We start from the raw sequence: 11,847 nt of genomic DNA, 5'->3' as shown, positions 1-11,847 counted from the left end.
CATCAGGGTCGAGGTGATCGGAAAGCCTGACGTCTCGACCAGCCCGCGCAGCAGTCTTGAGGCCTCGCGGCCCGCGTTGATGACGCCGCCGCCGGAATAGATCACCGGGCGCTTGGCACCGGCCAGCATCGCCACGGCTTTCCGGATCTGCTGCGCATCACCCTTGACCTGCGGCGCGTAGGAGACATGCACGTCGGACCTGCGCGGCGGATGATAGGTGCCGGTGGCAAACTGCACGTCCTTCGGCACGTCGACCACGACCGGCCCGGGGCGGCCGGTCGTTGCGACGTAGAACGCCTCGTGCAGCACTTTCGCCAGATCGTTGACGTCGCGCACCAGCCAGTTGTGTTTTGTGCAGGGCCGCGTGATACCGACGGTGTCGCATTCCTGGAACGCATCGTTGCCGATCAGATGCGTCGGCACCTGGCCGGTGATGCAGACCAGCGGGATCGAATCCATCAGCGCGTCGGTCAGCGGCGTCACCATGTTGGTGGCGCCAGGGCCCGAGGTCACCAGCACGACCCCGGGTTTGCCGGTTGAGCGCGCATAGCCCTCGGCCGCGTGGCCCGCCCCCTGCTCGTGCCGCACCAGAATGTGCTCGACATCGCTCTGCTGGAAAATCTCGTCGTAGATCGGAAGCACCGCGCCGCCGGGATAGCCAAAGATGTGCTGCACGCCGTGATCGACGAGCGCGCGCACGATCATTGCGGCGCCGGTCATCTGGTTCGGGTTGTGGCTGGTCTTGCTCATCACGGTTGTCTCACAGTTGGGCTTGGCTGGCTTGCTGATCTGGCTCGGAGAGCGGCTTGCCGTTTCAGGAAATAAAAAAGGGCCCCAAAAGGACCCCGTTGCGCACCGCCTGTCGTTCAGGATGACATCAGCCATCCCCGGCGGTGCGCCCGGCTACGACGACGATAAGGAGCTTGGTAATAATGTTGCGCATGCGACGCGTCGAACTTCCCGAAGGTTGCGCGAACATAGCCGCCGAAGTGCCAATGTCAAGGCACGGACGACCGATTTCGCGATTGTGCAACTGTAACCGGGTTTTTCCCGTTCGGCGAGGGGTTTTTGCCCCCGTCATTCCGGGGCGCCTCGAAGAGGCGAACCCTGAATCTCGAGATTCCGGGTTCGCGCTACGCGCGCCCCGGAATGACTGCGTGTAGCCACACATCCGTCTCTTCGGGCCTGACCCACTCAAACTCCGGCAGCTGATGCCGGAACCAGGTGAACTGCCGTTTGGCATAGTGGCGGGTGTCGGCGCGGCCGATCTCCGCGGCCTCCTCCAGAGAGAGTTCGCCCTCCAAATGCCGGATCAGCGCCGGCACGCCATGGGCCTTCATCGCCGGCAGCAGCGGATCGAGCCGTCGCGCGGCAAGTGCTGCGACCTCCTCCAGCGCGCCATTCTTCAGCATCTCAGCGAAACGCGCATCGATCCGCGCGTACAGCGCCTCGCGCCCGGGCGCGAGGAACAGCGCGGTGAACTCTCCGGCCGGCAGCAGCGGCGGCAGGCCCTCGCGATGCCAGTCGTGCAGCGGACGTCCTGTCGCCTCGATCACTTCCAGCGCGCGCGCGATGCGGGCGCGGTCGCGCGTTTTCAGCCGTTCCGAGGAGGCCGGATCGCGCGCGGCGAGCTCCGCATGCAGCGCCTCGACGCCTTCACGTTCCAGCCGCGCGCGCACGCCATCGCGCACGCCAGGCGGAATCGCCGGCACGGCCGAGAGCCCGCGCGTGAGGGCCTTGAAATAGAGACCGGAGCCGCCGACGAAGATCGGCTGCCGCCCTGGCGCACGCGCCTCCTCCAGCGCTTTTGCGGCCTCGGTGACCCATGCGCCCGCGGAAAAATTGATCGCCGCATCGACCGTGCCATAGAGCCGGTGCGGCGCGCGCGCCTCCTCCTCCACCGTCGGGCGCGCCGTGAGCACGCAGAGGTCGCGGTAGACCTGCATCGAATCGGTATTGATGATGACGCCGCCGGTCGCCTCAGCGAGGCGCAGCGCCAAAGCCGACTTGCCGCTGGCCGTCGGCCCTGCGATAAGCACCGCCTTGTTCGATCGCACCGCATTCAAGGCTAAAATACCTCGATGTCGCTCGTCGCCACCCTGATCTGCAACCCCAATAATCCCGCCCTGGAGTCCACCATCGTCGATGGCGCGCTCGCCACCCTGGCCTCGCCCGGCACCCCGCGCTGGCTGTTCAACGAGGTGGCGGTCGACATTCCCTTCACGGCCGAAGGCGATGCTCTGAAGAACCTCCACCAGATGGAAGCCCGCCTGCGCGAGGTGCGCGGCGATCTGCCGATCGACATCGTGGTGCAGCCAATCGCGACACGGCGCAAGAAGCTTTTTCTCGCCGACATGGATTCCACCATGATCGGCCAGGAATGCATCGACGAGCTGGCCGATTTCGTTGGCCTCAAGGCGCATGTGGCCGCCATCACGGAGCGCGCGATGCGCGGCGAGATCGCCTTCGAGCCCGCGCTGCGCGAGCGCGTCGCGCTGCTCAAGGACCTGCCGGTCAGCGTGGTCGAGGAGGTGCTTGCGAGCCGTATCACGCTGACGCCGGGCGGCCGTGAGCTGGTCATGACCATGCGCGCGCACGGCGCCTATAGCTGCCTGATCTCGGGTGGCTTCACGCTGTTTACGAATGCGGTTGCGGCGAAGATCGGCTTTCAGGAGAACCGCGCCAATGAGCTCGTGGTGCGCGATGGTAAATTCACCGGCGAGGTGCGCGAGCCGATCCTGGGCCGCGAGAAGAAGCTCGCAACGCTGATCGAGCTCCTGGAATCCTTCGACCTCGACGACATCGATACGCTGGTCGCCGGCGACGGCGCCAATGACCTCTCCATGATCCAGCACGCCGGCCTCGGCGTCGCCTATCACGCCAAACCCGCGGTCGCGGCGGCCGCGGCCGCGCGCATCGATCACGGCGACCTCACCGCGTTGCTTTATGCGCAGGGCTATACGCGGGAGGAGTTCGTGGAGGGGTAGTCAGCTCTTCGTTCGGCGCTCGCATGCGTGAGCCGCTCATGGGCGATCCGGTGAAGCGCGCGATCGAACGTCTGCTGGTGCCCGGATCCGGCGCGCTCCTGCGCAGACTTCAGCGCACGTTCGAATCTGGAGAGATGCTTGTGATACCGTCGTGCCGCGTCCGCGTGGTCGAAGCCGCGCCGATGCGCGCCCGCACGAGCCCTGACGAAGAAGCGATCGAGCTCGCGATCGGTCCGGTGCTCGCGCTCATCTTTCGTTGTCTGCGGAGCGATGCTCATCAGCGCGTCGACGCTCGCATCCACGAGACGGTCGGTCAACGCATTGTCCGCGCCGAGCTCGGCCTCGAGAAACAACCTTGCCGAGGCCTTCAGCAGCGAGGCCATCTGAGGCCTGAGTGAGGGCATGACATAGGGCACGGCCAGCGTGACCAGACCCATACCTACGAACGGGAGCGGACCTGTTTCGCCGATCTCGAGCAGATCTTGAACTTTCATCGAACCACTCCGGCGCTGGTTGGCCCCTCAATCAAAACCCTTGATGCCGCGAACGGGTCCATACAGAAAATGTGAAGCTTTTGTTGCAATCTCCAGGAACCTTGCGGATGCTGTTGAATTTGCTTCATTGTCCTCACCAAACGCAAGCAGAGAGGAGCAGGGCAATGAGCATCTTCGAAGACATGTTCAAAGGTGGCAACATCGTTACGGGCCTCGCGATTGGCATCGGCGCGGCTGTCATCGCTCCGGCCATCACGCCCGTGCTGCGCCCTGTTGCGAAGTCGCTGCTCAAGGCCGGGCTGATCGCCTATGACCAGGGGCGTGTCGCACTGGCGGAGCTCAACGAGCAAACGGGCGACATCCTGGCCGAGGCGCGGCACGAACTCTCCGAGGCGGGACAAGCCGCGCGCGACGCCGCTGCGGAGACCCCGGAACGGACGACGCACTAATCATTCGTTCGCGCGCGGCGATCGATTGCACTCAACTCCTCCGGGGTCACGTCCGGCACCTAAAGGCGCCGGAGGGAGTGCGTGGTGTCGGCGGGCGTCGGCCCGCAGCCAGAGCCACCCAATCGAATGGCAGAAAAATCCCTAATCCTCCTGCGATCAGGGGAAGGCCATGCCGGCCGCTCCTGAACCGCACTCGGACCCGCACTCGGCGACCCCGAATGATGTCACCCCGCTTCACAATGCTGTTGCCGGGCGCGTGCGGTTCAGCGTTGCAGGCTTGAGGAACGTCCCGGCGCTCGCCCGCACCATCGAGCATGGCCTCTTGGCGGCGCCGGGTGTCACGCGGGCCTCGGCGAGCCCGCTCACCGGCAATGTCCTGGTCTTTCATGAGGCGGAGACCTCGGTCCCCGAGCTCGCGCAACGCATCGGCGCGCTGCTGCGGGGCGAGATCAAGGTTGAGAGCGATGATGATGCGTCTCTGCGTCCGTGGCACGCGATGGACGCGGACGACGTCGCGGAGGCGCTCGGCACATCGCGGCTGCGCGGGCTGTCGAACAAGGAATGTCGGCAGCGGCTCCTGAGCGACGGGGCGAACACGATTCCCTCCCTGCAGCGCCGTTCTGACTGGTCGATCTTCGTCGAGCAGTTCCAGGGGCTCCCTGTCGCCCTGCTCGCCGGCGCCGCCATGCTCTCTCTTGCGACCGGCGGCCTGCTCGAGGCCGGCGCCATCCTCGCGGTGGTCGGGATGAACGCTGCGATCGGCTTCGGGGTCGAGAGACGCACGGAACAGACGATCAGTCAGCTCGGCGGCGCCGGCACGAAAACCGCGCGCGTGATCCGCAGCGGCAACGAAATCGAGGTGCCCACGCCGAAAATGGTTGCGGGCGACCTGATGGTGCTGCGACGGGGCAGCGTGGTTCCCGCCGACGGCCGGCTGCTGCGCGCCGATATGCTCATGACCAGCGAGGCCGCACTCACAGGCGAGAGCCAGCCAGTCGAGAAGTCGGCACGGCCGCTGGCGGATCGAAATGTCCCGCTCGCGGATCGCAGCAACATGGTGTACCGCGGCACCGTCGTGACGGGCGGTAGCGGAACGGCGCTCGTCGTCGCCACGGGTCGGCACACGGAAATGGGACGTGTGCAGCGCCTGGTCGGCGCCGCCATTCCTCCCGAGACTCCATCGATGCGGCAGATGCGCGAGCTCGGACAGCAATTGGTCTGGGTCACGCTCGGTGCGACAGGCGTGATTTTCGCGACCGGGTTACTCCGTGGATTGGCGTTGCTGCAGCTTGTGCGCTCCTCGCTTGCCGTTGCCGTGGCGGCCGTGCCCGAAGGCCTCCCGATGGTCGCCACCACGACGCTCGCACTCGGCGTGGAAAAGATGCGCCAACAGGGTATTCTGGTGCGTCGATTGGAGGCGATCGAAACGCTCGCCTCCGTGAACGTGATTTGCTTCGACAAGACTGGCACGCTCACGCATGGGACCATGTCGCTCGACCAGGTGGCGATCGGAAACCGAAGCTGGCGCAGCCGGGACGGCATCCTGGTCGAGGCCGATGGGCCTGCACGTGAAGACGGAGAGTCTCCGCTGGCACGGCTGCTCTCCATCGTCAGCCTGTGCAGCGATGCGAAGGTCTTGCCAAGCGATCAGCGGTCCGAAATCAGCGGATCAAGCACGGAAACGGCGCTTGTCGAGGCTGCGCTCGCCAATGGAATGGATGTTGCGAAGCTGCGCCTCGACCATCCACGCCGCGCCGTTCAGCACCGCACCGAGTCCTATCGCTTCATGGTCAGCCACCACGACGCACCGTCAGGGTCCCTGATTGCGATGAAGGGCAGCCCCGCGGAGGTGCTCGCGCGTTGCAAATGGGAGCTGGGTTCTGCGGGCGCACGCGAGTTGCTGACGCCGGACCGCCGCAGCCAAATCGAGGCCCTCAACCATCGGCTCGCGGAGCGGGGCCTGCGCGTGCTCGCAGCGGCTTATCTCGAAAGCGATGAGCCGGTCGAAAGGCGCGAGCAGGACGCGCCGGAGATGGAGGTTGCGAATCTTGTCTGGCTTGGTCTCGCCGGGCTTTCCGATCCGGTCCGACCGGGTCTGCGGGGCGTCATGGCGAAGCTTCATCGCGCCGGTATTCACATCGTGATGCTGACAGGTGATCAGCGATGCACGGCGCAGACGATCGGCCATGAAGTGGGCTTGAGCGGCACTGCCGCTCTGGAGGTGGTCGACGGCGCCGAACTGGACCAACTCGGCTCGGTCGAACTGGTGTGCACAGCAAGGCGTGCGCACGCGTTCGCGCGCGTGACGCCCAGCCAGAAGCTCCGAATCGTGACCGCCCTTCAGCACAGCGGAGCCGTCGTTGCGATGATCGGCGACGGCATCAATGATAGCCCGGCTCTGCGCGCGGCAAACGTCGGAATTGCGATCGGCCGAAATGAAGAATCGGCCGCCCGCGAGGTGGCCGACATATTCCTCGCGAATGATGACCTCGGAGGGCTTCCAGTCGCGATCGCGTGTGGTCGGGCCACCTATGTCAACATTCGCAAGGCGCTGCATTACATCCTCAGCACCAACACGAGCGAGATCCTGCTGGTCCTTGCCGCAACGGCTGCGGGCGTCGGCGAGGTCCTGACACCAGTCCAGCTGCTGTGGATCAACCTGGTCTCGGACGTGCTCCCGGGGATCGGGCTCGCGATGGGCGAGCCCGATCCCGACATCATGGACAACGCACCCAATGCCGCCGACGAGTCGATCCTGGACCGCGCAGATTTCAACCGCCTCGCAAGGGAAGCAGGGTTGATCACGGCTGGAGCCAGCGGAGCGGCGCTGCTCGGCGCTGCGCGCTATGGTGCCGGCTCCAGCCAGGGGAGCACGATGACGTTCGGCAGCCTCGTGACCGGGCAGCTCCTGCACGCGCTCACTTATGCCAATGACGGCTCGCCGGGGCGCGTCGGGCCGCCGTCCTCCAATCGGGCGCTGCTCGGCATTGTCGGCGGTTCGCTGCTGTTGCAGGTTTTGGCAATGCTCGTGCCCGGCCTGCGCAGGATTCTCGGTGTCGCACCGATCGGTGCGTCCGACGTCGCGGCCATGATCGCCGGCGGCGTATTGCCGTATCTCGCCAACGGCAGAAGGCTATTGAAGGGCAAAGAGCCGACGTCGGACATGCGCATGAGCAGCCGAGCGCCAGATGCAGCATCTGGCGAAGAGCTACCCGAACCGGCTGCCGAGCAGTCTGTGGAGAGAACGGGCGCCGCGCCTGGTCCATCCGTCGGCGCCAGCTCGCGGCCCATCGCTGCCGATGTCTTGAAAATTCGGAAAAGCCGGGCTTGAAGCACGAGCCGAAATTGACAATCGGCTTTCGGCGTTCAGCCTTCCGAGCTTTTGTCCTGACCGCGCTCTTCCCTGTTCGGGGCCGCGATGCGGGGCGAGCTCGCCTTGCTGTGATTGGTCGCCAGGTGACGCGTGACCAGCGAATAGAAAAACAGCGAGGTGGCCGATCCGAGATAGCGTCCTTGAAGAACCTGGTAGGCGCCGACCGCAGCAAACAGTGCCGTAAGTCCAGGCCGCTGCAGGATGCGCATTGCGCCATAAGCGTTCCAGAAGTTCTCGACCGCATTGCCGAACGGCTGGCCGCGGCCTGCCTGCAGCAGGGCGAGCCCGGCGAGCCCGTTTGCAACTGTCTTGAGTGCGCTTGGCAAGACGGTGCTTTCGTTCGCCGCCGGCGGGGATGGGCTTGCCGACCGCAACGTCCGATGCACGATCTCGAACAGCCCGTGCTGGTGCGCAGCAGCGGTAATCGGCTCGGCCGCTCCATCGTAGTGAAGCAGGATGCTTGCGGTCGCCGGAGCGACGTTCAACTGCTTGACGCCGGGATGCTTGGACAAGCCCTGCTTGATCGATTCGAAATATCCGCTATCGCCGCGCCTGTCCGGCACGCGCAAGCGCAGGCGGCCGGGAATCTCATGCTCGACATAGGCGATGGGAACCATGGTTTTGGCATCCTGCGGCCCGATCATGGAACGCGAGCCGTCGCATGTTGTTCCTGATTTGAGCCGATGAGCCGCGGCGTACTGGATCGCCCGGTCTTCAGCGAAGACGCGCTTTCGCCGGGCGATGACCATCTCGGACCAACTACTGCAGCGCGTAGGGTGGGCAAAGGCGCACTTGCGCCGTGCCCACCATCGCTCCGCAAGCATGAGGCTGGGTGGTGGGCACGCTTCGCTTTGCCCACCCTATAGTTTCCGCGCGTGCCTGCATTCGCGAGGCACGACACACCAAACTACTGCAACACCAAACTACTGCAAACTCAGCGCGACGAAGCGCAGTTCGCCGTCGCCGTTGGAGACGAGCAGCAGCACCGTCTTCTTGCCATCCTTCTTCAGCGTGTCGATGCGCTTCTTGATGTCGGCAGCGTTCGCTACCGCCTCCTGCGCGACCTCGACGATGACGTCGCCGGCCGACAGGTGCTTGTCGGCGGCGTCCGAGGTGGCATCGACGCCGGTGACGATCACGCCCTTGACGCTGTCCTTGATCTTGTACTTGGAGCGCAGATCCTTCGACAGCGAGGCGAGATCGAGCCCGAGCGCCTTCTGCGTCACCGGCTTCTCCGCCGGCTCGTCCTTCTTGATGGCCGCCGGCTGCGCCTTCTCGGTGTCTTCGAGGCGGCCGAGCGTGACCTTCAGCGTCTGCTCCTCGCCCTTGCGGATGACGATGACCTCGACCTCCTTGCCGACCGCGGTGTCGGCGACGATGCGCGAGAGATCTTTTGGCTCCTTGATATCCTTGCCGTCGAACTTGACGACCACGTCGCCGGGCTCGATGCCGGCGGGTTTTGCCGGGCCCTTGTCGTCGACGCCGGCGATCAGCGCGCCGCGCGCCGGCTTGATCGAGAGGCTGTCGGCGATCTCGTCGGTGACAGGCTGGATGCGCACGCCGAGCCAGCCGCGGCGGAGCTCGCCGAACTGGCGAAGCTGGTCGACCACGCCCGCGACCGTCTTCGACGGCACGGCAAAGCCGAGGCCGATCGAGCCCCCGGACGGCGAGATGATCAGCGTGTTGACGCCGATGACCTCGCCCTCGAGGTTGAACAGCGGGCCGCCGGAATTGCCGCGATTGATGGCCGCGTCGGTCTGGATGTAGCTGTCATAGGGACCCGAGGAGATGTCGCGGTTTTTCGCCGAGACGATGCCCGCCGTCACGGTGCCGCCGAGCGAGAACGGGTTGCCGATCGCGATCACCCAGTCGCCGAGCCGCAGCTTGTCGGAATCGCCGAACTTCACCGCAACGAGATCCTTCGGCGGCTTGAATTTCAGGACCGCGAGATCGGTCTTCTTGTCGACGCCGACGATCTCGGCCTTGATCTTGGTGCCGTCGTTCATGATCACATTGATCTCGTCGGCATCGGCAATGACGTGGTTGTTGGTCACGACGATGCCGGAGGGATCGACGATGAAACCGCTGCCCAGCGAATTGGTCTTGCGCGGCTGCAATTCGCCGCCGCCCTTGCCGCCCGGCCCGCGCCGGTTCTTGAAGAAGTCCTCGAAAAACTCCTCGAACGGCGAGCCCGGCGGCAGCTGCGGGACGGCGCCGCGGCCCTCGCCGCCACCCTTCGCCTCGATGGTCTGCGAGGTGGAGATGTTGACGACCGCATCGATGACCTTCTCGGCGACGTCGGCGATGCCATCGGGACCGCGCGCCAGCGCCGCTCGCGGCGAAACTGCGGCTGTGGCACCGAGCAGGAGCACGGCCAGGAAAGAGCACAGGACGGTACGCCGGGCGGGGCGCGCGCAAGGGCTCGGGGCTGCTGTCGCAATCATGTCAGTCTTTCTCCGGACGGTGCTTCGCGATCGTAGCCGGGAACGGCCATCGCGCCTTAACCTAAGCTGCTGTTGGAGCATGATCTTTCCCGCCGCCGCAGCGCGCTTGTCAGGCAAGAATCAGGTCCCATCTTGGCGGAATACATCCGTTTCAGGCGTCACACTGCGCCCACAATCGACGCGGCGCAAGCATTCAAACGTTCAACGTCACAATGCCGCCCAATACGGCAAAAACCTGACGTGTGGCCCTCACGATCGCGTTTGCCCCCGTGTGATTGCGGGCACGCATGCAACGGCTCGCAATGATCCCTAGCGGCGCACCGCCCAGATCAGGATCAGGCCGGCAACCGCCGATCCGATACCGACCGCGCGCAGGATGTTGTCCGGTGTCGCCAGCGCACTCTTCATGGCCCTGCGCATCCAGGTCGGGCTCGCCGCGAACATGATGCCTTCAAGAACGAACAGGATGCCTACACCGATGAGGAAGTCGGCAAACGCAATGGACCTCATCGGATGACAACCTCCCGTTTGATATCAGTTGATTCTTGGCCAAGCCAAGCAACCGCGCCGCTTTGCCGCTGTCAACTCGCCACAAACGCGGCAGTTTCTAACTCACGGCTTTGGCGCGGCGGCCGCCGGCGCTGCCGCAGTGGCGCCAGCCCCCTGCCCGCCCTCGAGCACCTTGCCCGAAGGGCGACCGAAGAAACGGAAGAAATCCGAGTCCGGCCGCAGCAGGAAGCGGGTGTCGCCCCCCTTCAGGCTAGTCTCGTACGCCGTCATCGAGCGGTAGAATGCGAAGAAATCGGGGTCCTTGCCGTAAGCTTCGGCGAACAGACGGTTGCGCTCGGCATCGCCCTCGCCGCGGATCTGCTCGGCTTTCGAGTTGGCTTCCGCAATGATCACAGTCGCCTCGCGGTCCGCATTGGAGCGGATCTCCTGGCCCTTCTGGCCACCTTGGGCGCGGAACTCTGCAGCCTCGCGGGCGCGCTCGGTCTGCATGCGCTGATAGACCGCCTGGCTGTTCTGCTCGGGCAGGTCGGCATGGCGGATACGGACATCCACCACCTGGATGCCGTACTGGCCGGCTTCCTTGTCGAGCTGGTCGCGGATCCGCCCCATCAGCGGCTCGCGCTCGTCACGGACGACCTGGATCAGCGTCACCTCTCCAAGCACGCGCCGCAGCGCCGCGTTCAAGAGCGTGGTCAATTGCAGGTTGGCGGCCTGGATCGAGCCGACGCTGGTATAGAACTGCAGCGCGTCCTTGATGCGGTAGCGCGCGAAGGCATCGACCACCAGCCGCTTCTGGTCGGAGGCGATCACCTCCTGCGACGGATTTTCCAGATCGAGGATCCGCTTGTCGACCGGGATCACCGCGTCGATGAAAGGCGCCTTGAAATGCAGGCCGGGCTCAGTGACGACGTCCACGGGCTTGCCGAACCGGACCACCAGGGCCTGCTCGGTCTGCTGTACGGTGAAGACGGCGCTGTAGGCTATGATCGCCACGATGAACAGAACCAGCAGCGTGACAATGCCTGTAACCGGAGACCTCATCTTGTGCCTCCGCTCTGCTGCTGCGGCTGGCCCGTGACCGACCCGGTCGTGGCCTGGCGCTTCGGCGAGAGTTCGCCGAGCGGCAGATAGGGCACCACGCCTTGAGCATTCGCGCCGCCATCATAGACCAGCTTGTCCGAGCCGCCGAGCACGCGTTCCATGGTCTCGAGATAGATCCGCTCGCGCGTCACGTCGGGCGCCTTCTTGTACTCCTCGTAAACCTTGAGGAAGCGCGCGCTCTGGCCTCTGGCTTCGACCACCGCCTGCTGCTTGTAGCCTTCGGCGGTCTGGACGATCTTCGCCGCCTGCCCGCGTGCGTCCGGCACGATCTTGTTGGCGTAGGTCTGCGCCTCGTTCTGCAGCCGCTCGAAATCGATCTTGGCATTCTGCACGTCGTTGAAAGCCTCGATCACCTGCGCCGGCGGGCTGACCTTCTGCATCTGCACCTGGGTCACCTGGATGCCCGAGCCGTAATTGTCGAGCGTCCGCTGCATCAGTTCCTGCACCGCCTGTTCGGTCGCGGTGCGGGCGCCGGTCAGGATCGGCTGG

General features: G+C 65.1%; 12 protein-coding genes. 4 read left to right on the top strand and 8 right to left on the bottom strand.

The genetic code is table 11. From position 1 onward, the window contains the following. Nucleotides 1-750, bottom strand: a 750-nt coding sequence (locus tag JOZ76_RS17825) for a thiamine pyrophosphate-binding protein (protein ID WP_291700260.1), incomplete at its 3' end; no start/stop codon positions are given. A 31-nt stretch (nucleotides 751-781) separates the two neighbouring features. Here JOZ76_RS17825 and JOZ76_RS17820 point away from each other — a divergent pair. Next, on the top strand, nucleotides 782-1,039 hold the full coding sequence (locus JOZ76_RS17820; protein ID WP_291700257.1) for a hypothetical protein: 258 nt from the start codon (nucleotides 782-784) through the stop codon (nucleotides 1,037-1,039). Nucleotides 1,040-1,133: 94 nt separating this feature from the next. On the opposite strand, the gene miaA is transcribed toward JOZ76_RS17820, so the two are convergent. Then, nucleotides 1,134-2,066 (bottom strand): tRNA (adenosine(37)-N6)-dimethylallyltransferase MiaA, encoded by a 933-nt coding sequence (gene miaA / locus JOZ76_RS17815; protein ID WP_291700255.1) that lies wholly within the window; start codon nucleotides 2,064-2,066, stop codon nucleotides 1,134-1,136. Between the two features lie 15 nt (nucleotides 2,067-2,081). Between miaA and serB the strand changes: the two genes are divergently transcribed. After that, nucleotides 2,082-2,987, top strand: a complete 906-nt coding sequence (serB, locus tag JOZ76_RS17810) for a phosphoserine phosphatase SerB (RefSeq protein ID WP_291700253.1) — start codon at nucleotides 2,082-2,084, stop codon at nucleotides 2,985-2,987. On the opposite strand, the gene JOZ76_RS17805 is transcribed toward serB, so the two are convergent. Beyond that, complete coding sequence (locus tag JOZ76_RS17805; protein ID WP_291700252.1) at nucleotides 2,957-3,481, bottom strand: hypothetical protein; 525 nt, start codon at nucleotides 3,479-3,481, stop codon at nucleotides 2,957-2,959. The two genes, serB and JOZ76_RS17805, sit on opposite strands and share 31 nt — an antisense overlap. 164 nt (nucleotides 3,482-3,645) lie before the next feature. Here JOZ76_RS17805 and JOZ76_RS17800 point away from each other — a divergent pair, with 164 nt between their 5' ends. Both JOZ76_RS17800 and JOZ76_RS17795 read left to right on the top strand, forming a co-directional pair. Next, complete coding sequence (locus JOZ76_RS17800) at nucleotides 3,646-3,930, top strand: DUF5132 domain-containing protein (RefSeq protein WP_291700250.1); 285 nt, start codon at nucleotides 3,646-3,648, stop codon at nucleotides 3,928-3,930. Between the two features lie 277 nt (nucleotides 3,931-4,207). Next, the gene (locus tag JOZ76_RS17795) at nucleotides 4,208-7,261 is read left to right on the top strand and encodes a cation-translocating P-type ATPase (RefSeq protein ID WP_291700248.1); all 3,054 of its coding nucleotides are present in this window, start codon (nucleotides 4,208-4,210) and stop codon (nucleotides 7,259-7,261) included. Between the two features lie 35 nt (nucleotides 7,262-7,296). Here the strand turns inward: JOZ76_RS17795 and JOZ76_RS17790 are convergent, their stop codons facing one another. The 5 genes from JOZ76_RS17790 to hflK form a co-directional block, all read right to left on the bottom strand. Next, nucleotides 7,297-7,920 (bottom strand): HMA2 domain-containing protein, encoded by a 624-nt coding sequence (locus tag JOZ76_RS17790; RefSeq protein WP_291700247.1) that lies wholly within the window; start codon nucleotides 7,918-7,920, stop codon nucleotides 7,297-7,299. 306 nt (nucleotides 7,921-8,226) lie between these two features. Next, entirely contained in the window at nucleotides 8,227-9,747 is a 1,521-nt protein-coding gene (locus JOZ76_RS17785) for a Do family serine endopeptidase (RefSeq protein ID WP_291700245.1), read from the bottom strand. Nucleotides 9,748-10,056: 309 nt separating this feature from the next. Further along, complete coding sequence (locus JOZ76_RS17780) at nucleotides 10,057-10,257, bottom strand: DUF2065 domain-containing protein (protein WP_291700243.1); 201 nt, start codon at nucleotides 10,255-10,257, stop codon at nucleotides 10,057-10,059. A 102-nt stretch (nucleotides 10,258-10,359) separates the two neighbouring features. Continuing rightward, on the bottom strand, nucleotides 10,360-11,298 hold the full coding sequence (hflC, locus tag JOZ76_RS17775) for a protease modulator HflC (protein ID WP_291700241.1): 939 nt from the start codon (nucleotides 11,296-11,298) through the stop codon (nucleotides 10,360-10,362). Then, nucleotides 11,295-11,847, bottom strand: a 553-nt coding sequence (hflK, locus tag JOZ76_RS17770) for an FtsH protease activity modulator HflK (protein WP_291700239.1), incomplete at its 5' end; no start/stop codon positions are given. The genes hflK and hflC, both read right to left, overlap by 4 nt.

This window comes from Bradyrhizobium sp. (genome assembly GCF_019244115.1).
Classification (GTDB): Bacteria; Pseudomonadota; Alphaproteobacteria; order Rhizobiales; family Xanthobacteraceae; genus Bradyrhizobium.
The sequence above is the reverse complement of the archived record's forward strand: the minus strand, read 5'-3'. Positions and strand labels throughout refer to the sequence as shown.

Coding starts and splice junctions, on each gene's coding strand:
- serB (WP_291700253.1), top strand. CDS start 2,082: ATGTCGCTCGTCGCCACCCTGATCTGCAACCCCAATAATCCCGCCCTG.
- JOZ76_RS17805 (WP_291700252.1), bottom strand. CDS start 3,481: ATGAAAGTTCAAGATCTGCTCGAGATCGGCGAAACAGGTCCGCTCCCG.
- JOZ76_RS17800 (WP_291700250.1), top strand. CDS start 3,646: ATGAGCATCTTCGAAGACATGTTCAAAGGTGGCAACATCGTTACGGGC.
- JOZ76_RS17790 (WP_291700247.1), bottom strand. CDS start 7,920: ATGGTTCCCATCGCCTATGTCGAGCATGAGATTCCCGGCCGCCTGCGC.
- JOZ76_RS17785 (WP_291700245.1), bottom strand. CDS start 9,747: ATGATTGCGACAGCAGCCCCGAGCCCTTGCGCGCGCCCCGCCCGGCGT.
- JOZ76_RS17780 (WP_291700243.1), bottom strand. CDS start 10,257: ATGAGGTCCATTGCGTTTGCCGACTTCCTCATCGGTGTAGGCATCCTG.
- hflC (WP_291700241.1), bottom strand. CDS start 11,298: ATGAGGTCTCCGGTTACAGGCATTGTCACGCTGCTGGTTCTGTTCATC.